The 21,694-nt window shown below is 65.7% G+C and carries 20 protein-coding genes and 1 riboswitch; of the genes, 8 read left to right on the top strand and 12 right to left on the bottom strand.

Translation table 11 applies throughout. The features are described from left to right. The first annotated feature begins 64 nt into the window (after positions 1-64). Together ACXAD2_RS13545 and ACXAD2_RS13540 are read left to right on the top strand one after the other, a co-directional pair. Entirely contained in the window at positions 65-1,177 is a 1,113-nt protein-coding gene (locus ACXAD2_RS13545; RefSeq protein WP_475170924.1) for a DNA methyltransferase, read from the top strand. Between the two features lie 224 nt (positions 1,178-1,401). Continuing rightward, a complete protein-coding gene (locus ACXAD2_RS13540) occupies positions 1,402-3,285 on the top strand; it encodes a methyl-accepting chemotaxis protein (RefSeq protein WP_475170921.1) in 1,884 nt (627 codons plus the stop codon). A 149-nt stretch (positions 3,286-3,434) separates the two neighbouring features. Here the strand turns inward: ACXAD2_RS13540 and aroC are convergent, their stop codons facing one another. Further along, positions 3,435-4,535 (bottom strand): chorismate synthase, encoded by a 1,101-nt coding sequence (aroC, locus tag ACXAD2_RS13535; RefSeq protein WP_475170919.1) that lies wholly within the window; start codon positions 4,533-4,535, stop codon positions 3,435-3,437. Positions 4,536-4,714: 179 nt separating this feature from the next. Further along, positions 4,715-4,824, top strand: a riboswitch (TPP riboswitch). 51 nt (positions 4,825-4,875) lie between these two features. On the opposite strand from aroC, the gene ACXAD2_RS13530 reads away from it, so the two are divergent. Genes ACXAD2_RS13530 through ACXAD2_RS13520 form a run of 3 tightly spaced genes read left to right on the top strand, consistent with a single transcriptional unit; the run spans position 4,876 to position 8,046 of the window. After that, positions 4,876-5,856: a thiamine ABC transporter substrate-binding protein gene (locus ACXAD2_RS13530; protein ID WP_475170917.1), complete on the top strand. Its 981-nt coding sequence runs from the start codon at positions 4,876-4,878 to the stop codon at positions 5,854-5,856. Next, positions 5,832-7,361 (top strand): thiamine/thiamine pyrophosphate ABC transporter permease ThiP, encoded by a 1,530-nt coding sequence (locus tag ACXAD2_RS13525; RefSeq protein WP_475170914.1) that lies wholly within the window; start codon positions 5,832-5,834, stop codon positions 7,359-7,361. The genes ACXAD2_RS13530 and ACXAD2_RS13525 overlap by 25 nt, the downstream gene beginning before the upstream one ends. Beyond that, positions 7,348-8,046, top strand: coding sequence for a thiamine ABC transporter ATP-binding protein (locus tag ACXAD2_RS13520; RefSeq protein ID WP_475170913.1), 699 nt, complete (start codon positions 7,348-7,350; stop codon positions 8,044-8,046). The genes ACXAD2_RS13525 and ACXAD2_RS13520 overlap by 14 nt, the downstream gene beginning before the upstream one ends. Positions 8,047-8,126: 80 nt before the next feature. On the opposite strand, the gene ACXAD2_RS13515 is transcribed toward ACXAD2_RS13520, so the two are convergent. The 3 genes from ACXAD2_RS13515 to petA are packed head-to-tail and all read right to left on the bottom strand — an operon-like array spanning position 8,127 to position 10,866. After that, entirely contained in the window at positions 8,127-8,915 is a 789-nt protein-coding gene (locus tag ACXAD2_RS13515) for a cytochrome c1 (protein WP_475170910.1), read from the bottom strand. 19 nt (positions 8,916-8,934) lie between these two features. Next, the gene (gene petB / locus ACXAD2_RS13510; RefSeq protein WP_475170908.1) at positions 8,935-10,278 is read right to left on the bottom strand and encodes a cytochrome b; all 1,344 of its coding nucleotides are present in this window, start codon (positions 10,276-10,278) and stop codon (positions 8,935-8,937) included. Positions 10,279-10,290: 12 nt separating this feature from the next. Further along, entirely contained in the window at positions 10,291-10,866 is a 576-nt protein-coding gene (petA, locus tag ACXAD2_RS13505) for a ubiquinol-cytochrome c reductase iron-sulfur subunit (RefSeq protein ID WP_224906442.1), read from the bottom strand. A 227-nt stretch (positions 10,867-11,093) separates the two neighbouring features. Between petA and ACXAD2_RS13500 the strand changes: the two genes are divergently transcribed. Beyond that, positions 11,094-11,756: an outer membrane protein gene (locus ACXAD2_RS13500; protein WP_475170903.1), complete on the top strand. Its 663-nt coding sequence runs from the start codon at positions 11,094-11,096 to the stop codon at positions 11,754-11,756. 88 nt (positions 11,757-11,844) lie between these two features. Here the strand turns inward: ACXAD2_RS13500 and ACXAD2_RS13495 are convergent, their stop codons facing one another. The 6 genes from ACXAD2_RS13495 to ACXAD2_RS13470 all read right to left on the bottom strand — a co-directional run bounded on the left by ACXAD2_RS13495 (position 11,845) and on the right by ACXAD2_RS13470 (position 16,555). Next, the gene (locus ACXAD2_RS13495) at positions 11,845-12,138 is read right to left on the bottom strand and encodes an alkylphosphonate utilization protein (RefSeq protein WP_164184636.1); all 294 of its coding nucleotides are present in this window, start codon (positions 12,136-12,138) and stop codon (positions 11,845-11,847) included. Positions 12,139-12,162: 24 nt separating this feature from the next. Continuing rightward, a complete protein-coding gene (gene pssA, locus ACXAD2_RS13490; protein ID WP_224906440.1) occupies positions 12,163-12,933 on the bottom strand; it encodes a CDP-diacylglycerol--serine O-phosphatidyltransferase in 771 nt (256 codons plus the stop codon). Further along, positions 12,926-13,600 (bottom strand): phosphatidylserine decarboxylase, encoded by a 675-nt coding sequence (locus tag ACXAD2_RS13485; protein ID WP_475170900.1) that lies wholly within the window; start codon positions 13,598-13,600, stop codon positions 12,926-12,928. The genes pssA and ACXAD2_RS13485 overlap by 8 nt, the downstream gene beginning before the upstream one ends. Positions 13,601-13,731: 131 nt before the next feature. Next, complete coding sequence (locus ACXAD2_RS13480; RefSeq protein ID WP_475170897.1) at positions 13,732-14,346, bottom strand: glutathione S-transferase; 615 nt, start codon at positions 14,344-14,346, stop codon at positions 13,732-13,734. 199 nt (positions 14,347-14,545) lie between these two features. Further along, positions 14,546-16,192 (bottom strand): chaperonin GroEL, encoded by a 1,647-nt coding sequence (gene groL, locus ACXAD2_RS13475; RefSeq protein ID WP_066102441.1) that lies wholly within the window; start codon positions 16,190-16,192, stop codon positions 14,546-14,548. Positions 16,193-16,261: 69 nt separating this feature from the next. Continuing rightward, the gene (locus tag ACXAD2_RS13470) at positions 16,262-16,555 is read right to left on the bottom strand and encodes a co-chaperone GroES (protein ID WP_066102444.1); all 294 of its coding nucleotides are present in this window, start codon (positions 16,553-16,555) and stop codon (positions 16,262-16,264) included. Between the two features lie 299 nt (positions 16,556-16,854). Between ACXAD2_RS13470 and ACXAD2_RS13465 the strand changes: the two genes are divergently transcribed. Then, positions 16,855-17,820 (top strand): DMT family transporter, encoded by a 966-nt coding sequence (locus ACXAD2_RS13465; protein WP_475170893.1) that lies wholly within the window; start codon positions 16,855-16,857, stop codon positions 17,818-17,820. 22 nt (positions 17,821-17,842) lie between these two features. Here ACXAD2_RS13465 and ACXAD2_RS13460 read toward each other — a convergent pair whose 3' ends face one another. Beyond that, positions 17,843-18,520: a DUF2161 domain-containing phosphodiesterase gene (locus ACXAD2_RS13460; protein ID WP_475170889.1), complete on the bottom strand. Its 678-nt coding sequence runs from the start codon at positions 18,518-18,520 to the stop codon at positions 17,843-17,845. A gap of 88 nt (positions 18,521-18,608) precedes the next feature. Between ACXAD2_RS13460 and ACXAD2_RS13455 the strand changes: the two genes are divergently transcribed. Beyond that, positions 18,609-19,598, top strand: a complete 990-nt coding sequence (locus tag ACXAD2_RS13455; protein ID WP_475170887.1) for a TraB/GumN family protein — start codon at positions 18,609-18,611, stop codon at positions 19,596-19,598. Here ACXAD2_RS13455 and ACXAD2_RS13450 read toward each other — a convergent pair. Further along, positions 19,595-21,616, bottom strand: coding sequence for a M3 family metallopeptidase (locus tag ACXAD2_RS13450; RefSeq protein ID WP_475170885.1), 2,022 nt, complete (start codon positions 21,614-21,616; stop codon positions 19,595-19,597). The genes ACXAD2_RS13455 and ACXAD2_RS13450 overlap by 4 nt on opposite strands. Positions 21,617-21,694: the final 78 nt, after the last annotated feature.

Raw genomic sequence — 21,694 nt, 5'->3', positions numbered from 1 at the left:
TCGCCATTCCCGCATTTTATCCCCAATCCAAGAGCGCAAAAATGCGCCGGGGCAGAGGCAGAGAATGACAGCGATGACCAAGACAAAGGGCGCAACTGCGCTCCCACTCAACACGATTCTTTCCGGCGACTGCATCGAGCAGATGAACGCCCTGCCGGAGGCGTCGGTGGACCTCATCTTCGCCGATCCGCCGTACAACCTGCAGCTGAAGGGCGATCTGCATCGCCCCGACAACTCGCGGGTCGACGCGGTCGACGATCACTGGGATCAATTCGACAGTTTCGCCGTCTACGACCGGTTCACCCGCGCGTGGCTGAAGGCCGCCAAGCGGCTTCTGAAGCCCAACGGCGCGCTCTGGGTGATAGGCTCCTACCACAACATCTTCCGCGTCGGCGCGGCGCTGCAGGACGAGGGCTACTGGATCCTCAACGACGTCGTGTGGCGCAAATCCAACCCGATGCCGAACTTCCGCGGCAAGCGCTTCACCAACGCCCATGAGACGATGATCTGGGCGTCGAAGAGCGAGGGTGCCAAATACACCTTCAACTACGAGGCGCTGAAGGCGCTGAACGAAGGCGTTCAGATGCGCTCGGATTGGGTTCTGCCGATCTGCAACGGTGGCGAACGCCTCAAGGACGCCAATGGCGACAAGGCGCATCCGACGCAGAAGCCCGCCTCGCTGCTGCACCGCGTGCTGGTCGGCTCGACCAACCCCGGCGATGTGGTGCTCGACCCGTTCTTCGGCACCGGCACCACCGGCGCTGTGGCCAAAATGCTGGGCCGCGATTTCATCGGCATCGAGCGCGAGGAAAGCTACCGCGAAGTGGCGCAGCAGCGCATCGATGCCATCCGCCCGTTCGACCGCTCCTCGCTGGAAGTGACCCGCGCCAAGCGCGCCGAGCCGCGTGTGCCCTTCGGCCAAGTGGTCGAGCGCGGCATGCTCAGCCCCGGCGAACTGCTGGTCTCCTCCTCCGGCAAAAGCGCCAAGGTCCGTGCCGACGGCACGCTGGTGGGCGACACCGTGAAGGGCTCGATCCATCAGGTCGGCGCCCAGCTCGAGGGGGCCCCCTCGTGCAACGGCTGGACCTACTGGCACTTCAAGCGCGAGGGAAAACTGGTGCCGATCGACGAGCTGCGGCAGCAAATCCGCGCCGAGATGGCCGACCGAGCCAACTGAGTTTCCGAGATACCATAAAGGTTTGACGACCGCCGGTGCCTGCTGCGGCAGGCACGACCTGGCCCCGCCTGCGCTTCTGCGCGGCGGGGCATTTTTCGTCCGGTCCCGCGCATTGGCTGCAGGAAAATCGCATCAATCCGCGCGATCTCGAAGAGTTTGTTTACCCCACGCTGATAGCGAAGACCCGTCCGGCGCGACGCGCCATGTCTTGACGGGAATGGGTGATGAGCAGGTTTTCGATCCGCGTACAGTTGCTGATCCTCGGATCAGCCTTCATGTTCCTGACACTGGCGGTCGCCATCGCCTCATGGCTCATTCAGGCGCGCATGTCAGACAGCCTCGATTTCGGCAATGATCTCAGGCGGCAGACCTCGGTGCTGATGGCGGCGCAGGGGCGGATCGATCATGCCGGCACGGCGATTCTGCATTTCGAACACAGCGGCACCGAACCGCTGGACGATTTGCGGGCCGATCTCTTGTCACTGCAAACACTTATCGACGATTCCAGCAGCGCGTTCCTCGCCCCGGATTTGCGCGAAGCGCGCCGACCGGAGATGCTCACGCGGCTGCAGACGGTGGCATCTACCGCCACCTCGCTGGTGCCCCAGATCGACACGCTGACCATCCCCGGCTTCACCATTTTCGAGCGGGATACCCATATCAGCACCGTCCTTCTTCCCGCGCTCGACAAGGCGCGCACAGAGATCAGTGAGATGCGCGATGCGCTGCGTACGCAGGCCGAGCGAGCAGACAGCATGGCGCGGACCGCGATGGATACAGGCTTCCTGCTGCTGATCGGCGCGAATGGTCTCGCCGTGACCCTGTCGCTGATCTGCGTCGTGGTCTTTGGCAAACTGCTCGCGCGCCCCTTCCAAACCGCTGCCCGCAGCGTCGAGCGCATTGCCCAGCAAGACTTCGAGACCGAGATCGAAGGGCTTGACCGCGGCGACGAGGCTGGGTCCATCGCCCGCAACCTCGAGGCGCTGCGCGACCGCCTGCAGCAGGCCGAAGCCGACCGTGCCGAGGAACAGGCCGCCAACGACCAGAGGCTCGCGCTTTTCAGCGCCCTTGGTGACGCCATGGGCGGGCTGACCCGCGGCGAGACGGACCATAGGCTCGACGCGACCGACTGGCGTCTCTTGGGCGACAGCGCCGTGCGCCTGTGCGAGAATTTCAATGCGCTTGCACAGGGCATCAGCAGCCTTGTCGCCTCGCTGCGCGCCTCCACCGACACGGTCCAGCGCAACTCTCAGGAACTCTCTTCCATGTCGCGGGAAATGTCCCGTCGATCCGAGGTACAGGCCGCCACGCTCGAGGAGTCCGCCGCCGCACTAGAGCAGCTCTCGTCCAGCGTACGCGCCGCCGCAGAGCGTGCCGAAGATGCCGACCGCCGCGTGGGCGAAGGACGCCGCCGCGCCGAGGAAGGCGGCGCCGTAATGGAAAAGGCGCTGACGGCCATGGGCTCCATCGCCGCCTCTTCCGACCAGATCACCCAGATCATCGGTGTGATCGACGACATCGCCTTCCAGACCAATCTTCTGGCGCTCAACGCGGGCGTCGAAGCGGCCCGTGCCGGAGAGTCGGGCAAAGGCTTCTCGGTCGTCGCCTCAGAGGTCCGCTCTCTGGCACAGCGCGCCTCGGAGTTGGCGAGAGAGATCAAAGCGCTGGTGTCCAACAGCTCGCAGCAGGTGAAGGATGGCGGGCAATTGGTGGAACAGACGGGCACCGCGCTCTCGGACATCGTGCGCAATGTCAGCGAGGTTTCTGATCTGGTCGCCGAGATTGCCACCGCCGCCAAGGAGCAAGCGGCAGGACTTCAGGAAATCAACGTGGGCGTGGCCGAACTGGACAAGGTCACGCAACAGAACGCCGCGATGGTCGGCGAGACCAGCACCGCAAGCGACCAACTCAGCAGCGAAGCGGAACGCCTCTCCACGCAGCTCAATCGCTTTATGGGCGTCGAAGCTGCGGAAACTCAAGATGTCACACCAGTGGCCGCGCCCATCGAAAGCTTCGAGCCTGCGCCGCCTTCGGTTCCGGCTGCCCAATCCCAGCCCGCGCCGAAGCGCGCCGTCGCGGGCGATGACGTAAGCTGGGAAGAGTTCTAACGCGGGGGCTTCTTGCGCGTCTCCGCGGCCCGGGCTGAGCAGCTCTGACGCCCCCGTCCCTCAACTGCGTGGCCCGCCTGACACCACAGGCAAAAGCGACTGCGCCAGAGGCAGTGGCAGTGGCAGAGGCGGAGGCGGAGGCGCCCAGATCAGCCGATCTGACCGCGATTGGTGCCGATCTGACCACGGTGCAGCAAGAGGTGATCAAGGATGACACAGGCCATCATCGCCTCGCCTACCGGCACCGCGCGAATGCCGACGCAGGGATCGTGGCGGCCCTTGGTGACGATGTCGGTTTCCTCGCCGTCCACCGTCAGCGTCTTGCGCGGCGTCAGGATCGAAGACGTCGGCTTCACCGCGAAACGCACCACCACGTCCTGGCCGGTGGAAATCCCGCCCAGCACGCCGCCCGCGTGGTTCGAACTGTATACCGGCCCATCCGGCCCCATGGTGATCTCGTCGGCATTGGCAGAGCCGGTCAGCGCCGCCGCAGCCATGCCTTCGCCGATTTCCACACCCTTCACCGCGTTGATCGACATCATCGCCGCCGCCAGATCAGTGTCGAGCTTGCCGTAAATCGGCGCGCCCAGCCCCGCGGGGACGCCGCGCGCGACCACCTCGATCACCGCGCCGACGCTGTCGCCGGACTTGCGCAGGCCGTCGAGATAATCCGCCCAGCCCTCGGCGGTTTCGGCATCGGGGCACCAGAACGGGTTGCGGGCGATCTCGTCCCAGTCAAAGCGCGAGCGGTCGATCGCCTGCGGGCCCATCTGCACCATGTAGCCAGTGATCGACACGCTCGGCGCCAGCTCGGCCAGCGCCGCCCGCGCCAGACCGCCCGCAGCCACCCGCGCCGCCGTCTCGCGCGCCGAAGAACGCCCGCCGCCGCGGTAATCGCGGATGCCGTACTTCTGGTGATAGGTGATGTCGGCGTGCCCGGGGCGGAACTTGGCCGCGATCTCGGAGTAATCCTTGGACCGCTGGTCGGTGTTCTCGATCATCAGCTGCACCGGCGTGCCCGTGGTCTGCCCTTCGAAGACGCCGGAGAGGATTTTCACCGCGTCGGGCTCGCGCCGCTGGGTGGTGTATTTGTTCTGGCCCGGCTTGCGCAGGTCCATCCAGTGCTGAAGCGCGGCCTCGTCGATCTTCACACCCGGCGGGCAGCCATCCACCGTCGCGCCAAGCGCCGGGCCATGGCTTTCGCCCCATGTGGTCACACGGAAGAGATGGCCGAAAGTGTTGAGGCTCATGGGGATGTCTCCTGTGTCGGGCCGCGGGGTCTGCTCGCCAAGCCTGTTAGGCCAGCGCGGCCCCTGTCTCAAGGAATTTCCGCAACAAACAGCGACACGGGACGACACCGGACGACACTGGACGACGCGGGGCACCGCGCGCAATTCCCTTGTCAGAGGCCCCGCCCCCGGCTAGGTCTTGCGCTACCTCGGGGTGCCGCGCGATCCGCGCCGGCTGAGATGCGACCCACGCGAACCCGTTGAACCTGACCCGGTTAACACCGGCGGAGGGAAGGTCACGGCCCAAGGCCCCGCGCGCCCCGGCCCATCTTGCCCTCTCGCCGCAAATTTGGAGGATGCCATGAAGGCCATCAGTTTTGCAGCGGGATGTCTCTTTGCCAGCACGGCGCTGGCGCAAGAGCCCGTTCTGACCGTCTACGCAGGCGATTACGTCGTCTCGGAATGGGGCCCCGGCCCAAAGATCGAAGAGATGTTCGAAGCGCGCTGCGGCTGCGATCTGCAGTTCAAACCCGGCGACCTGCTGCCGCGTCTGCTGCTCGAAGGTGATCAGACCGAGGCCGATGTGGTCTTTGGCCTCAACACCGATGTGACCAAGAAGGCCCGCGAAAGCGGCCTCTTCGCGCCGCATGGCGTGGACCTCTCGCCGCTCACCCTGCCGATCGACTGGACCGACGACACCTTCCTTCCCTACAACTACGGCGAGACGGCCTTCATCTACGACACCACCCGCCTGTCCGAGCCGCCCACCAGCTTTGCCGAGCTGCTCGACGCGCCGGATGATCTGAAGATCGTCATTCAGGACCCGCGCAGTTCGATCTCGGGCCTCGCGATGGCGCTCTGGGCCCAAGCGGTGTTTGGCGATGGGGCCGAGGACGCATGGCGCAAGCTGGCGCCGAAGATCCTCACCGTCACCAAGGGCTGGTCGGAAAGCTACGGCCTTTTCACCGATGGCGAGGCCGACATGGTGCTGAGCTACACCACCTCGCCCGCCTATCACATCATCGCCGAGGACGATCACACCAAGAAGGCGCTGATCTTCCCCGAGGGCAATTATTTCATGGTCGAACTGGCCGCAAAGGTCGCCACCACCGATCAGCCGGAGCTGGCGCAGGACTTCATGGATTTCATCCTGACGCCCGAGTTCCAGCAGATGATCGCGACCGGCAACTGGTCCTTCCCCGCCGCCCTGCCGCATGAGGACTGGCCCGAAGGGTTCAAGGAGCTCGAACTGCCAAGCAAGGTGCTGTTCTACTCCGAGGACGAGGCCGCCGCGCTGCGGGATGAGGCGATCGAGGCATGGCGTCGCGGCCTCTCGCAATAATCGCGGCGCTTGCCGCGGGCGGGCTGGTGCTGGCACTGGTGCTGGGCCCGGTCGCGGCGGTGCTGGCGCGGGCTGGTGGCTGGGGCAGCCTTGGCCCCGGCGACTGGCAGGCGTTGCGCTTCACACTCTGGCAGGCCTGTCTTTCGGCACTGTTCTCGGTCGCGCTGGCGATCCCGGTTGCCCGCGCGCTGGCACGACGGCGCTTTCCGGGGCGCGGGCTGCTGATCTCGCTTCTGGGTGCGCCGTTCATCCTGCCGACGATCGTGGCGGTGCTGGGGCTGCTGGCGGTCTTCGGCCAGAACGGCATGGTCAACGCGGCGCTGCGGGCGGTCGGACTGCCCGGCTTCAGCATCTACGGCCTGCATGGCGTTGTGCTGGCGCATGTGTTCTTCAACCTGCCGTTGGCGACCCGGCTGCTGCTGCAGGGCTGGCTGGCGATCCCCGCCGAACGCTTTCGCCTCGCCGCCTCGCTGGGGCTCTCGCCATGGGCGATGCTGCGCACCCTCGAGGCGCCCATGGTGCTGCGCATCGCGCCCGGGGCCTTCGCGGTGATCTTCGTGATCTGCCTGTCGAGCTTTGCGGTGGCGCTGACGCTGGGCGGCGGCCCGCGCGCCACCACCGTCGAGCTGGCGATCTATCAGGCGGTGCGCTTTGATTTCGACCTCGGCCGCGCGGCGCTGCTCTCGGTGATCCAGCTGGCGCTGGCACTGGCGGCGGGGCTGGTGGCGCTGCGGCTTGGCACCGGCGGCGGCTTTGGTGCGGGACTCGACAGGATGGTGACCCGCTGGGACGGGCGTGCGGGGCTCTCCCGGGCGGCGGACATCGCGTGGATCGCCCTCGCCGCGCTCTTCCTGCTGACGCCGCTCGGCATGGTGGTGGCGCGCGGCCTGCCCGGGCTGCTGCAACTGGGCGCCAGCAGCTGGGAGGCAGCGTGGAATTCACTGACCGTGGCGCTGGCCTCGACGCTCCTGTGCCTGCTCTGGGCGCTGCCGCTATCCACTCGCTGGGGCGAGTGGCTGGGGCTCGTGGGCATCGCCGTCTCGCCGCTGGTGCTGGGCACCGGCCTCTTCCTGATCGTCCGCCCCTTCGCCAACCCGCTGTCGCTGGCACTGCCCGTCACCACCTTGGTGAACGCGCTGGTCGCCCTGCCCTTCGCGCTGCGCATCCTGCGGCCAGAAGCCGAAGCTGTGCGTACCGACTACGCACGGCTGGCGCAGGCGCTGGGGCTGACCCCGCTCGCGTGGCTGCGCCTTGTGCTGCTGCCGCGGCTCCGCCGACCGCTGGGCTTTGCCGCCGGGCTCACCGCCGCGCTGTCGATCGGCGATCTCGGCGTCATCGCCCTGTTCGCCGATCCCGACCGCGCGACGCTGCCGCTGCAGGTCTACCGACTAATGGGCTCTTACCAGATGCAAGCGGCAGCGGGCGCGGCGCTGTTGCTGCTGCTTTTCAGCTTCGGGGCCTTCTGGCTCTGCGACCGGGGAGGCCGCGCCAATGCTGACACTTGAGGCCCTGCGCTACACCGAGGGCGACTACAACCTTTCGGCCGACCTGTCGCTGCCGCCCGCACGGCGCGTGGCAATCATCGGCCCCTCGGGCGCGGGCAAGTCGACGCTGCTTGACCTGATTGCCGGGTTCCTCGCGCCCAAGGCGGGCCGCCTGCTCTGGCAGGGCCAGGACATCACCGCCTCGCCGCCCGACAAGCGCCCCGTGGCCATGCTCTTTCAAGAGAACAACCTCTTCCCGCACCTGAGCCTCGCGCGCAATCTGGGGCTGGCGCTGCGCCCCGGCGGCGGGCGGCTGACCGCAGACGAGCGCCGCAAGGTCGACGAAGCGCTGGAGCGCGTCGGCCTCGGCGGGCTCGCGGCGCGCAAGCCCGGCGCGCTGTCAGGCGGGCAGCAGAGCCGTGCCGCGCTGGCGCGCGTGCTGCTTCAGGCGCGGCCGATCCTCGCGCTGGACGAGCCCTTCGCCGCGCTCGGGCCCGCGCTGAAGGCGCAGATGCTGGATCTGGTGCAGGAGGTGGCGGGCGAGCTGGGCGCGCTGGTGCTGCTGGTCAGCCACGACCCGCAGGACGCCCGCCGCTTCGCCGAAGAGACGGTGTTCGTGGCGGATGGCGTGGCGCATCCTCCGGTGCAAACGGACGAATTGTTCGACGCCCCGCCAGAGGCGCTGCGGGCCTATCTCGGGCTTTAGCGCAGCGCGAGCCGAGCGAGTGCCCCAAAGCAAAAGGCCCCGCCAGCCAGCGGAGCCTTTCCATTCACATCAAGCGAAGATCACTCCGCCTTGTGCTTGAGCGGGCGCCAGATGCGCTTGTTGGTCAGATAGAGCAGCACCGACAGCAGCGTCAGGAAGATCACCCCGGCAAAGCCCGCCTGCTTGCGCGCCATCATCTTCGGCTCGGCGGTCCACATCAGGAAGGCCGCAACGTCCTGCGCCTCGTGATGCAGCTCGTTCGAGTGACCATCGGCAAACTCCACATCCTCGCCCACCAACGGCGGGGCCATGGCGATCCAGCCGGTCGAGAAGGCGGTGTTCTCGTAGAAGGTGGTGCCGGCCTCGACCTTCTCCTCGCCGGTGTAGCCGGTGAGCAGCGAGGCGATGTATTCGGCGCCGCCCATGCCGTTGAAGAGCTGCGACAGGCCGGTGCCGTACGGGCCGTGGAAGCCTGCACGCGCCTTGGCCATCAGCGACAGGTCGGGGGCGCCGACGCCATCGTTGACCGGGAAGTGGTCGGTGGGAATTGCCGGACGGTAGTCGTCCAGCTCTTCGTCGAACACTTCGAAGTTCTGCGCCGCATAGGCACGCACCTGATCTTCGGGCAGGCCGGGGCCACCCTCGTCGCCCAGAGTGCGCAGCGGCACGTAGCGCAGGCCGTGACAGGCCGAGCAGACCTCTGTGTAGACCTGCAGACCGCGCTGCAGCTGGGCCTGATCATAGGCGCCGAAGGGACCTTCGAAGGAGAACGAGAAGTCCTCGACGTGTCCACCCTCACCGGCAGCAAAGGCGCTGCCGGATGCCAGACCTAGGGCCGTGACGGCGGAAAGGGCAAGTTTCTTGAACATGACTCTTGGGTCCTTTCTCTTACTCGGCCGGGGCGGACGAAGTCGCGCCCTTGTCCGAGGACTTGCCGTAATGCGCCTCGAAGTCTTCCTCGATGGTCGCGGGCTGCGGCAGCGGCTTCTCGATCACGCCCAGAAGCGGCAGGATCACGAAGAAATAGCCGAACCAATAAGCCGCCCCGATCAGCGAGAAGCTGGCGTAGGGCTCTTCCGCGGGCATGGCGCCAAGCCACATCAGCGCGATGAAGTCGATCACCAGCAGCCAGAACCACCACTTAAACTGCGGGCGGTACTTGCCCGAGCGCACCGAGGAGGTGTCGAGCCAGGGGGCCAGCGCCATCGCGATGATCGCACCGAACATCGCCAGCACGCCGAAGAACTTCGCATCGACGATACCGCCGGTGATGAAGGAGGCGATCTGAACGACCCAGACTTCCGAGGTGAAGGCACGCAGGATCGCGTAGAACGGCAGGAAGTACCATTCCGGCACGATGTGCGCGGGCGTCGCCAGCGGGTTGGCCTCGATGTAGTTGTCGGGGTGGCCAAGGTAGTTCGGCATGAAGCCGACGATGGCGAAGAACACGGCAAGGATCACCGCCAGAGCGAAGAGGTCCTTGATCACGTAATACGGCCAGAACGGCACGGTGTCCTTCTCGGCATCCGCCTTCGAGGTGCGGCGAACCTCAACACCCGTGGGGTTGTTGTTGCCGGTGGTGTGGAAGGCCCAGATGTGCACCGCCACCAGCGCCGCGATGACGAAGGGCAGCAGGTAGTGCAGCGAGAAGAAGCGGTTCAGCGTGGCGTTGTCGACCGCCGGTCCACCCAGAAGCCAAGTCTGGATCGCCTCGCCGATGAAGGGGATCGCGCCGAACAGGCCGGTGATCACCGTCGCGCCCCAGAAGGACATCTGTCCCCACGGCAGCACGTAGCCCATGAAGGCGGTGCCCATCATCGCGAGGTAGATCAGCATGCCGATGATCCAGGTGATCTCGCGCGGGGCCTTGTACGAGCCGTAGTAGAGCCCGCGGAAGATATGCGCATAGACCGCCACAAAGAACAGCGACGCGCCGTTCATGTGCAGGTAGCGCAGCATGTAGCCGCCGTTCACGTCGCGCATGATATGCTCGATCGACGCGAAGGCCATGTCCACATGCGGCGTGTAATGCATCACCAGCACGATGCCGGTGATGATCTGCAGCGCCAGACAGAAGGTCAGGATGATCCCCCAGATCCACATCCAGTTCAAATTCTTGGGTGTGGGGATCATGATGGTGTCGTAAAGCAGACCGACGATGGGCAGGCGCTTGTGCACCCAGCGTTCGCCGCCGGTCTTCGGTTCGTAGTGATCGTGCGGAATTCCAGACATGAGCGCCTCCCCTTAGCCCAGCAGGATCGTGGTTTCTTCCACGAAGGAAGCCACGGGAACGTGAAGGTTCTGCGGCGCCGGGCCCTTGCGAATGCGTCCGGCCGTGTCGTAGTGCGAACCATGGCAGGGGCAGAACCAGCCTCCGACGCCGCCCGCAGTATACTCGCCCGCATTGCCCAGAGGCACACATCCCAGATGCGTACACACGCCCATCATGACCAGCCACTCCCCTGCCTCGTCAAGGGTGCGGTTCTCGTCAGTGGCGTCTGCACCGGCGGCGATATTCTCGTTCCTGGCTTCGGCATCGACGAGTTGGTCCATGGTGACCGAGCGGGCTTCCTCAATTTCCGCTTCGGTCCGGCGCCGGATGAACACCGGTTTGCCGAGCCATTTGACCGTAAGCTGACTGCCGGACTCCACCCCGGACACGTCAACACGGATGGTGCTCAACGCACGGACGTCCGCCGACGGGTTCATCTGGTTGACCAGCGGCCAGACGGCCGCGCCAGTGGCGACTACGCCGGCACCGCCGGTGGCATAGAAGAGAAAATCTCTTCTGGTGCCTTCGTGATCTTCTGCTTGTGACACGGGGTCTTCTCCATTCCTCAGAGGCCGGTTTCGCGGCCGGCCGACACGCAGATAAGGCCGCGCAAGAACGCAGCATTTCCATAGGCTGTATTATCGGCCCGCCCATCGTCCGTAAAGCAAACATAACAGTCACATCCATCAGAGTGCCGATGTGTCGCGGTTGAAACCCTGCCACAGCGGAAGATATTAGCCAGTTAAGAGATGTTCCCCAAAATGGAGGCAAGGCCATGAAAGCCCTGATTCTGCCCACCACGCTGCTTGGTCTCGGCCTCGCCGCACCCGCCTTCGCGCAAGACTTCGAAGCCTCGGTCTATACCGGCTGGCAAACCGCGCCGCACAGCCGCATCACCGGCGAGTATCCCGGCACCGGTGCCGATTTCGACGAGCTGATCGGCTGGGAAGGCAAATCCTTCGAGATGCCCCCCTACTGGGGTCTGCGCGGCACTTGGTGGCAAAACGACACCTTTGGCTGGGCGCTCGAATTCACCCACGCCAAGGTCTATGCCAATGAGGACGACCGCGACGATGCCGGCTTCTCGACGCTGGAGTTCACCGACGGCATCAACATCCTGACCGTCAACGCGATGCGCCGCTGGCCCGAGCAGTGGGGCAAGCTGACCCCCTTCGCCGGTGCAGGTCTTGGTGTTGCGGTGCCGCACGTCGAAGTGGCCACCACCGGTGGCACGGATGATACCTTCGAGTATCAGTACACCGGCCCCGCCGCGCGCCTGCTTGCTGGCGTGAGCTATCCGATCAACGACACATGGTCGGTCTACGGCGAGTATCAGTTCACCTACTCGTGGAACGAGGCCGATCTCGACGAGGGCGGCACGCTGAAGACCGACATCAAGACCAATGCGCTGAACGTCGGCCTGTCGATGAAGTTCTGATCGGCGCCATGCCATCGCGGAAACGACAAAGCGCTCCCCTCGGGGAGCGCTTTTGCTTTGGGGTGGCACCGGGGCCGGAAGAGCCGCATTAGCGCTTCTTCACGAACTCGGTGCGCAGGACCAGACCCTTGATCGTGTCGTGGCGACAGTCGATCTCTTCGGGATTTTCGGTGAGCCGGATCGAACGGATCACCGTGCCCTGCTTCAGCGTCTGCCCCGCGCCCTTCACCTTCAAGTCCTTGACCAGCACCACCTGATCGCCATCGGCCAGCAGGTTGCCCGCGGCGTCACGCACCTCGACCACCGCAGCCGCAGCCACCTCGGAGGCGGGCTTCCACTCGCCGCTGGCCTCGTCATAGACCCACTCTTCGTCTGTGGCCATCTTGGCCTCCCTGCTCAGTCCCGCTCAGTCGGGCGCGCTGCCGCGCATACGTTTCTTCGGAAGCATGATCACCACCGCCACCAGATAGGCCGCACAGAAGAGCGCGAGAGTGATCCATGCGTAGGTCAGCACCGCGGCGCCGACAAATGCCACACCGACCAGCACGTATTTGACGTTCTGGCGCGAGATGCGCGTGGTCTTGAACGACCACGTGGGCACGCGGCTGATCATCGCCAGCCCGGCCAGCACCAGCCAGCCCGCCAGCACCAGATCGGGGAACATCGGCCCGGCACCGAGCCCGAAGCTCAGATACATCGGCAGCATCGCCAGAAGCGCCCCCGCCGGAGAGGGCACGCCGGTGAAATAAGCGTTGTCGTGATCCTTGTCCTCGGACTTGCGCATCACGTTGAACCGCGCAAGGCGCACCACCGCGCAAACCGCAAACACCAGCACCGCGATCCAGCCGAAGCTGCGGCTGTCTTCCAGCGCCCAAGTGTACAGCAGCATCCCCGGCGCCACGCCGAAGTTGAGGAAATCGGCGAGGCTGTCGAGTTCGGCGCCCATGCCGCTCTCCGACTTCAGCGCCCGCGCCAAACGTCCGTCCAGCCCGTCGAGCACCGCCGCCAGTAGGATCAGCTGCACCGCCAGTTCGTAAGACCCCTGCAGACCGAAGCGGATCGCGGTGAGACCGGCGCAGATGGCCACCACGGTCAGCACGTTCGGCAGCAGTTGGATCAGCGTCACCTTCTCGGCGGCGCGGACCTTCGGATCCTCTGTCGGCTTCTGATCATTCATTCAGGGGCTCCCCAAGGTCGGCAATGACGCTCTCGCCCGCGATCATGGTCTGGCCGATGGCAACCTGCGGCTCCACCCCCTCGGGCAGATAGACGTCCAGACGCGAGCCGAAGCGAATAAGACCAAACCGATCGCCACGGTTCAGCCGGTCGCCTTCCTTCACCCACCACATGATACGCCGCGCCACAAGCCCGGCGATCTGCACCACGGCGATCTCGCGCCCGTCTTCAAGGCGGATGCGCAGCGCATTGCGCTCGTTGTCCACCGAGGCTTTGTCGAGCGAGGCGTTGAGGAACTTGCCGGGGCGATAAGCCACCGAGACGATCTCGCCCGTCGCCGGGGTGCGGTTCACATGGCAGTTGAACACCGACATGAAGACCGACACGCGGGTCAGCGGCACGTCGGGCATGCCCAGCTCGGCCGGCGGCACGGCGGGCTCGATCAGCGACACCACGCCATCGGCGGGCGAGACCAGCAGGCCGGGGCGCTGCGGCACCACGCGCTCGGGGTCGCGGAAGAAGTAATAGCACCAGACGGTGAGGCCGACGCCGATCCAGCCCAGCGGGTCCCAGATCAGGAAAAGCACCACGGTGATCGCGGCAAAGATGCCGACGAACTTGCGTCCCTCGGGGTGCATCGGTTTGATGAACGTGTCGCGCATCCGCATGGGGAGGCTCCCTCTTGGCTGGGATTTCGGGGGTGCAGGCAGCTAAGCGCAAGCGCGCCCGCGTGCAAGCCCTTTGGCAACCCAAGCCCTTTGGCAGCCACCGGGCGCACGGTCAGGCGAGGCTGGCGCGGTCAGGCCTCGGCGGCCATCGGGTCGGTCGCCTGCATGGCGGACCGCTGGGAAAACGCGTCATACCATTCGGCCAGCGCCTCGCGCCCGACGCGCCACTTGCGGGCGTCATGGCGGAAATCGAGATACCCCAGCGCGCAGGCGACCGAGATATGCCCCATGTCCACGCGCCCGGCGAGATGGCTCATCCAGCGCGTATTGAGCGCGTCGAGCGCGCGGCTCACCTTGCTCCACTGGCCTTCGATCCATTCCATCGACACCTGCTCACGCGGGCGGAAGCGTTCCTCGTAGATGATCAGCACGGCGGCATCCATGATCCCGTCGCCAGTGGCCTCAAGCGTCAGCGTGTCCCAGATGCGGCTTTCAGGATAAAGCCCGGCCTCGGCGCGGGCATCGAGAAAGCGGCAGATCACCCGGCTGTCGTAAAGCGTCGGCCCGTCGGCACGCACCAGAGCGGGGATCTTGCCCACCGGGTTGGCCGAGACCAGCGCGGGATCAGGCGTCAGCGGAGAGGCGGTGACCTGCACCATCTCGACATCCTCGTACTGGCCGGTTTCATGCAGCGTCACCAGCACCTTACGGACAAAGGGGGACGGTCCGGCCTGCAGCAGTTTCATCGCAGATCTCCTTGCGCGGTTCTCGACCCGGAGCCTAGCGCGCTGGCCGCGAAAGGAAAATGGCGAAGGCGGCGATGCGCCGAAATGCCCACCGCCCTTGGCCGAGACGCCCCATCGCCAAGGGCGCATCAAACGCAAAACGGGGAGCCGAAGCCCCCCGCCTGCTGCCCGAAGGCAGACGTCCAAATGGACCGGCAGATTACATCATGCCGCCCATGCCGCCCATGCCGCCCATGTCGGGCATGCCGCCGGCCGGCGCATCTTTTTGCGGCTTGTCCGCCACCATCGCTTCGGTGGTGATCAGCAGGCCAGCAACCGAAGCTGCATCTTCCAGTGCGGTACGCACGACCTTCGCGGGGTCGATCACGCCGAACGAGAACATGTCGCCATATTCGTCGGTCTGAGCGTTGTAGCCGAACTTCAGGTCTTCCGATTCACGCACTTTGCCTGCGACGACCGAGCCGTCGACACCGGCGTTCTCGGCGATCTGGCGCAGCGGAGCTTCCAGAGCCTTACGCACGATGGCGATACCGGCGTTCTGGTCGGAGTTCTCGCCAACCAGACCTTCGAGGGTCTTGGCGCCCTGCACCAGAGCGGTGCCGCCGCCGACGACGATGCCTTCCTGCACGGCTGCGCGGGTGGCGTTCAGAGCGTCGTCCACACGGTCCTTGCGCTCTTTCACTTCCACTTCGGTCATACCGCCGACGCGGATGACAGCAACACCGCCTGCCAGTTTGGCAACGCGTTCCTGCAGCTTCTCGCGGTCGTAGTCCGAGGTGGTTTCCTCGATCTGGGTGCGGATCTGAGCGACGCGCGCTTCGATCTCGGCTTTCTCACCGTGGCCGTCGACGATGGTGGTCTCGTCTTTGGTGATGTTCACGGTCTTGGCGGTGCCAAGCATGTCCATGGTCACCGACTCGAGCTTCATGCCGAGGTCTTCCGAGATCACCTGGCCGCCGGTCAGGATCGCGATGTCCTGCAGCATGGCCTTGCGACGGTCGCCGAAGCCCGGTGCTTTCACGGCTGCGATCTTCAGGCCGCCGCGCAGCTTGTTGACCACGAGGGTCGCCAGCGCTTCGCCTTCGACGTCTTCAGCAATGATCAGCAGCGGCTTCTGCGACTGGATCACCTGCTCGAGCAGCGGAACCAGCGGCTGCAGCGACGAGAGTTTCTTCTCGTGCAGCAGGATCATGCAGTCGTCGAGCTCCGCGATCATCTTGTCGGCGTTGGTCACGAAGTACGGCGACAGGTAGCCGCGGTCGAACTGCATGCCTTCAACGACGGTGGTCTCGGTCTCGAGGCCTTTGTTCTCTTCGACGGTGATGACACCCTCGTTGCCGACCTTCTGCATCGCGTCTGCGATCTGACGGCCGATTTCGGCTTCGCCGTTCGCCGAGATGGTGCCGACCTGAGCAACTTCGTTGCTGTCGTTGACCGGGCGTGCAGCTGCCTTGATGGCTTCGACGACTTTGGCGGTTGCCAGGTCGATGCCGCGCTTGAGGTCCATCGGGTTCATGCCAGCGGAGACGGCTTTGACGCCCTCTTTCACGATGGCCTGAGCCAGAACGGTCGCGGTGGTGGTGCCGTCACCGGCTTCGTCGTTGGTGCGGGAAGCGACTTCCTTCACCATCTGCGCGCCCATGTTCTCGAACTTGTCTTCCAGTTCGATTTCCTTGGCCACGGACACACCGTCTTTGGTGATGCGCGGTGCGCCGAACGACTTGTCGAGCACAACGTTGCGGCCTTTCGGGCCGAGGGTCACCTTCACCGCGTCGGCGAGGATGTTCACGCCTTTCAGCATGCGCGAGCGGGCGTCGGTATCGAACTTCACGTCCTTTGCAGACATCTGCGAGTTCTCCTAAATCTGTATTGAGGTCAGGCGTATCGGGCCCGCAGGCCCGGAGCGATCAGCGGATCAGGCCGCCTCGGTGATGCCGAGGATGTCCGATTCCTTCATGATCAGCAGCTCTTCGCCGTCGATCGACACTTCGGTGCCGGACCATTTGCCGAACAGCACGCGGTCGCCGGATTTCACGGCCATCGCGATGAGCTCGCCGGAATCCTTGCGGGCGCCTTCGCCGCAGGCAACGATCACGCCCTCAGCGGGCTTCTCTTTTGCGCTGTCGGGGATGATCAGACCGCCCTTGGTCTTTTCGTCGCTCTCAACGCGGCGAACCAGCACGCGGTCGTGAAGCGGTTTGAATGCCATCTTCGAGTCTCCATAGCTCAAAGGTTGTCCCTGTAGGCCCCCGCTGATAGCCAGACGGCGTCTGACCCGAGAGCCATTAGCACTCACCCTTGTGGAGTGCTAACGACGCATAGCTAGGCAGGCCCACGTTTTGAGTCAACACTCCCGTCCGAGAAAATTTCATGACACCCGGCAGAGCGTATCGACCCGCGCCCGAGACATGTGCACGGCCCGGCGCCCTCGCAAGGCAAGCCACGCAGGCCATGGCATATCTCCGCCGAATGTGGTGACCTGACTGAGATCACAGAATCGAGACCCACATGGCCATTCCCTACGCGCCGATCTCGGCGCCCTCCCCGCTGCAGCAGCCGCCGCACGACAATACCCGTGGCTTCCTGTTCATGGCGCTTGGCTTTTTCGGCTTCGGCATCACCGACATGCTGGCCAAATTGCTGACCGAACATCTGCCGCTGATGCAGGTGATCTGGTTCCGGCAGTCGGGCCTGTTCATCGGGGTCATGGTCCTGCTGATGATGCGCGGCAGCCATATCCTGCGCACGCCGCACCCGGTCCTGCAGATGCTCCGAGGCGTGATCGCTCTGAGCTCGGCCGCCTGTTTCATCATGTCGCTGCGGTTTGTCGGACTGGCCGATGCCACCGCGGTGACCTTCACCGCGCCGTTCATCGTCACCGTCTTCGGCGCGCTCCTGCTCAAAGAGCCGGTGGGGCCGCGCCGCTGGGCCGCGGTGATCACGGGCTTCATCGGGGTGCTGGTGGTGATCCGACCGGGCATGGGCGTCTTTCACCCGGCCATCGGCTTTGCCTTCATCGCGGCGCTCTTCTTTGCCGCCCGGCAGCTTCTGTCGCGTTACCTCAGCGGTGCGGACAGCATCGCCACGACGGTCAGCTACACCTCCCTCACCTCGTTCCTGCTGTGCTCGGTGCCGCTGGTCTTCATCTGGCAGACCCCGCCCAGCCTTGGCGTCTGGGCCATGTGCCTGATCATCGCCGCGACGGCGGGCCTTGGCGAGTTCCTGATCATCCGCGGGCTCGACGTCGGTCAGGCCGTGGTGATGGCCCCGGTGCAATACACGATGATCATCTGGAGCACGCTCTACGGCTTCCTCGTCTTCGCCGATCTGCCCGATCTTTGGACCTTCGTCGGCTGCGGGATCATCATCGCCTCGGGTCTCTACACGCTCTACCGAGAGCGCGTGCTGGCCAAGCGCGCGAAACGCGCCGCCGCCGCACAGGCAGAACTGCAAGCCACGCCAAGCGAGGCCTAAGCAGACGGCCCGAGGAGAGGCGTCACTCCGCCGCCTCGTCCTCCCAACTGCCCGCCCAATGCACCAGCCCCTCGCGTCCCGCGTCGGTCAGATCGTAGACCCCCACGCGCACGCGGGTGAACCAGCCATAGTGATTGTCGGCCATCAGCCGCGTCGCCACTTTGACCCCGGTCGCCGCCGCCACATCCCTGCCGCGGCTCTCGCCCGCCTCGATCAGGAACGCCGCACAGCGCAGCGCGTCCTGCCGGTAGCCGGTGACGATGCCATGCCGCGTGGCACCGCCGTCGTTGGGGTCGCCGGTGATCCGCCGGAACTCGCGCAGCAGCTTGGCCTGCCCTGCCTTGCTCTTGCGCGGCGCATAGGGGCCCGGATCGCAATGCACCTCGGCGCGCCCGTCCTTGACGGTGATGAACCCCAGCCCGAGCCGGCGGCACATGGCCAGATTGTCCTTCAGCGCCCGCCGCGCCGTGCGCCCGCCGGGTTTTGGCACCGCGATATAGACCAGATCGGACAGCCGCAGCCGCGCCAGCGCCTGATGAAAAAGGGCCAGCGTGATCTTCAGCTTCAGTTCGACGATCACCGGCGCTTCGTCACCGCGCACCGCCACGAGGTCGGCCGCGCCCACCTCGCCCTTCACCTCATAGCCCTGCCGGACCAAAAGCGCCTTTACCGGCGCATAGAGTTCACTTTCCCGCAACATGGCCGCCACCATCGCCCCGCCGCTTGCCGCTGGCAAGCCGCTGCCCTAGCCTGCCCCGGTTCCGCGTTCCCCGTGAGGTAGCCCCCGCATGTTCCGTCCGCTCATTGCCCTGCTCCTGATGCTCGCGCCCGCCGCGCTCCATGCCGCCTGCGAAGGCAGCGATCTGCGCGGCACGCTCACCGAGGCCGAACAGGCCGAGCGCAGCCGGATGCTGGCCGAGATCCCTTTCCCGGCGGGGAACCATTGGCGCGCCACGCGCGGCGATGAGGTGATCCATCTGATCGGCACCATGCATCTTGGCGATCAGCGTCTCGACGGGCCGGTGGAGCGCCTCGCGCCGCTGGTCGAGAGCGCCGGAACGCTGCTGCTGGAGATGACCCGCGCCGATGAGACCCAGCTGCAGCAGGCGCTGGCGGCAGATCCGGGGATGCTGACGCTCAAAGACAGCAGCCTGCCCGACCTTCTGCCCGAAGAGACATGGCAGGCGCTGGCCGAGGCGGCGCGCGACCGCGGCATCCCGGCGATCCTCGCCGCGAAATTCCAGCCTTGGTACCTGTCGATGATGCTCGCCACGCCGCCCTGTGCCATGGCGCAGCTGCAGGGCAAGACCGGGCTCGACAAGCGGCTCGAGGATCTGGCCGAGGGTGCGGGCGTGCCGACCCGCGCGCTCGAAAGCTATGACACGGTGTTCCGCCTGTTCAACGCCGAGCCGATCGAGGAACAGCTCGAAATGCTGCGCACCGGCATCCTCGACACGAAAACCGCCGAAGACCAGTTCGCCACCATGTTCGCCGCCTATTTCGAAGAGGCCCATGCCGACACGCTGGTGATCTCGCGGCTGATCGCCCGCCGGGCCCTGCCCGAGGCCCCCGCCGAGGTCGACAAGATGATGGATGAAACCGAGGCGCAGCTGCTGGTCGCCCGCAACCAGGCGTGGATCCCGGTGCTGCTGGAGGCTGCCGAGCAGAGCGAGGAGCCGGTGGTGGCCGCCTTCGGCGCCGCGCATCTGGGCGGCTCCGAAGGGGTTCTGAACCTGCTGGCGGATGAGGGGTTCACCCTCACCCGCGAGGCCTTCTAGGCCGCCAGCCCGCGCCCTTTGAGCAGCGCCTCGACCCCGGGCATGCGCCCGCGGAACGCCGTGTAAAGCTCTTCCGCCTCGACCGAGCCGCCCTTCGACAGGATGAACTCTTCGAGCTTCGCGGCGGTCTTGGGATCGAAGGCGCCGCCCGCTTCCTCGAAAGCGGCAAAAGCGTCGGCGTCCATCACCTCGGACCACATGTAGCTATAATAGCCCGAGGAATAGCCGTCGCCCGCGAAGACATGGGCGAAATGCGGCGTGGCATGGCGCATGGTGATCGCCGAGGGCATGCCGATGTTTTCCAGCACCTGCGCCTGTTTCGCCATGGGATCATCGGCGGCCTTGCCGGAATGGAACTCCAGATCGACCAGCGCCGAGGCGACATATTCCACCGTCTGGAAGCCCATGTCGAAGGTCGCCGCCGCCAGCACCTTGTCGAGCAGCGCCTTGGGCATCGCCTCTCCGGTCTCGGCATGGGTGGCAAACTCGGCCAGCACCTCCGGCACCTCCAGCCAGTGCTCGTAAAGCTGGCTCGGCAGTTCCACGAAGTCGCGCGCCACCGAGGTGCCCGAGACCGAGCCGAACTCCACATCCGACAGCATCTGGTGCAGCGCGTGGCCGAACTCGTGGAACAGCGTGCGCGCGTCATCGTAGGAGAGCAGCGCCGGCTTGCCCTTGGATGGCTTGGCGAAGTTGCAGACGTTGATCACGATGGGCGCTTTCGTGACCGGCCGCTTGGCTTGGCTTTGCATCGCCGAACACCACGCGCCCGACCGTTTCGAAGCGCGGGCGAAGTAATCCCCGATGAACACCGCCAGATGCTCGCCATTCCGCGTGACCTCCCACGCCCGGCAGTCGGGGTGGTAAAGCGGCTGATCCAGCGCGCGGAACTCCAGCCCGAACAGGCGGTTGGCGCAGGTGAAGGCCGCCTCGATCATCCGCTCCAGCTGCAGGTAGGGCTTCAGTTCCGCCTCATCGAGATCATGCAGCGCGCGGCGCCGCCTCTCGGCATAGTAGCGCCAGTCCCACGCCCGGAAATCATCGTTGATCCCATCCTCGCGCAGCATCTCTTCCATCTGCGCCTGATCGGCCATCGCCGCGGCGCGGGCGGGCTGCCAGACCTGCATCAAGAGTTCGCGCACCCGCTCGGGGCTGCCCGCCATCTCGGTCTCGAGCTTGTAGGAGGCGAAATCGGGATAGCCCAGCAGCGCCGCGCGCTCTTCGCGCAGTTTCAGCACCTCGGCGGCGATGCCACGGTTGTCGGTCGCCCCGCCGTTCTCGCCGCGCGAGGTCCAAGCCCGCCACGCTGTCTCGCGCAGGTCGCGCCGGGGCGAGAACTGCAGGAACGGCACGATGAGCGAGCGCGACAGCGTGATCACCGGCCCGTCATGCCCGCCCGCCTCGCCTGCCGACCGCGCGCCATCGACGACAAACTCGGGCAGCCCTTCGAGGTCTTCCTCGGTGAGCGGCATCACCCAGTCGGCCTCGTCCTTCAGCAGGTTCTGGGTGAACTCGGTGCCGAGCACCGCAAGCCGCGACTTCACCTCTTTCATCCGCTCCGCCTCGGCCCCGGTGAGTGCGGCCCCGGCGCGCACGAACCCGCGGTGGGTGAGCATCAGCACCCGCGCTTCCTCGTCCGTGAGCCCCAGCGTATCGCGCTGCGCCCAGAGGTCCCGCACCCGGCCAAACAGCGCCGCATTCGAGTAGATCGCCGAGCTATGCGCCGCCAACTTGGGCGAGAACTCCCGCTGCAGCGCCTGCCGCGCCGCGTTGCTGTCCGCGCCCGCCACCGAGAAGAACACCGACAGCACCTTGTCGAGCGCCTCGCCCGCGCCCTCCATCGCCTCGATGGTATTGGCAAAGCTGGGTGCCTCGGCATTGTCGGCGATCGCCTCGATCTCGGAAAGATGCGCCGCCAGTGCCTCGTCAAAGGCCGGGGCGAAATCCGCGTCGGAGATACGGTCGAAGGGGGCGAGGCCGAAGGGCGTGTGCCATTCGGCAAGCAACGGGTTGGTCATATGCAGACTCCTTTTGCAGCGAAGCTATGACCTTCGCCCGCCGCCTTCAATGGGGCTGGCGGATGCCTCCGGCGGGAG

It is taken from the genome of Salipiger sp. ABN3_019, from assembly GCF_056158605.1.
Note: the sequence above shows the minus strand (reverse complement) of the source record. Positions and strands in the feature narration are given on the sequence as shown.

Coding starts and splice junctions, on each gene's coding strand:
- ACXAD2_RS13525 (WP_475170914.1), top strand. CDS start 5,832: ATGGCGTCGCGGCCTCTCGCAATAATCGCGGCGCTTGCCGCGGGCGGG.
- ACXAD2_RS13480 (WP_475170897.1), bottom strand. CDS start 14,346: ATGAAACTGCTGCAGGCCGGACCGTCCCCCTTTGTCCGTAAGGTGCTG.
- ACXAD2_RS13515 (WP_475170910.1), bottom strand. CDS start 8,915: ATGTTCAAGAAACTTGCCCTTTCCGCCGTCACGGCCCTAGGTCTGGCA.
- ACXAD2_RS13545 (WP_475170924.1), top strand. CDS start 65: ATGACAGCGATGACCAAGACAAAGGGCGCAACTGCGCTCCCACTCAAC.
- ACXAD2_RS13485 (WP_475170900.1), bottom strand. CDS start 13,600: ATGCGGATGCGCGACACGTTCATCAAACCGATGCACCCCGAGGGACGC.
- ACXAD2_RS13470 (WP_066102444.1), bottom strand. CDS start 16,555: ATGGCATTCAAACCGCTTCACGACCGCGTGCTGGTTCGCCGCGTTGAG.
- ACXAD2_RS13450 (WP_475170885.1), bottom strand. CDS start 21,616: ATGACCAACCCGTTGCTTGCCGAATGGCACACGCCCTTCGGCCTCGCC.
- ACXAD2_RS13465 (WP_475170893.1), top strand. CDS start 16,855: ATGGCCATTCCCTACGCGCCGATCTCGGCGCCCTCCCCGCTGCAGCAG.
- ACXAD2_RS13530 (WP_475170917.1), top strand. CDS start 4,876: ATGAAGGCCATCAGTTTTGCAGCGGGATGTCTCTTTGCCAGCACGGCG.
- ACXAD2_RS13500 (WP_475170903.1), top strand. CDS start 11,094: ATGAAAGCCCTGATTCTGCCCACCACGCTGCTTGGTCTCGGCCTCGCC.
- petB (WP_475170908.1), bottom strand. CDS start 10,278: ATGTCTGGAATTCCGCACGATCACTACGAACCGAAGACCGGCGGCGAA.
- ACXAD2_RS13460 (WP_475170889.1), bottom strand. CDS start 18,520: ATGTTGCGGGAAAGTGAACTCTATGCGCCGGTAAAGGCGCTTTTGGTC.
- ACXAD2_RS13455 (WP_475170887.1), top strand. CDS start 18,609: ATGTTCCGTCCGCTCATTGCCCTGCTCCTGATGCTCGCGCCCGCCGCG.
- pssA (WP_224906440.1), bottom strand. CDS start 12,933: ATGAATGATCAGAAGCCGACAGAGGATCCGAAGGTCCGCGCCGCCGAG.
- ACXAD2_RS13540 (WP_475170921.1), top strand. CDS start 1,402: ATGAGCAGGTTTTCGATCCGCGTACAGTTGCTGATCCTCGGATCAGCC.
- aroC (WP_475170919.1), bottom strand. CDS start 4,535: ATGAGCCTCAACACTTTCGGCCATCTCTTCCGTGTGACCACATGGGGC.
- ACXAD2_RS13520 (WP_475170913.1), top strand. CDS start 7,348: ATGCTGACACTTGAGGCCCTGCGCTACACCGAGGGCGACTACAACCTT.
- ACXAD2_RS13495 (WP_164184636.1), bottom strand. CDS start 12,138: ATGGCCACAGACGAAGAGTGGGTCTATGACGAGGCCAGCGGCGAGTGG.
- groL (WP_066102441.1), bottom strand. CDS start 16,192: ATGTCTGCAAAGGACGTGAAGTTCGATACCGACGCCCGCTCGCGCATG.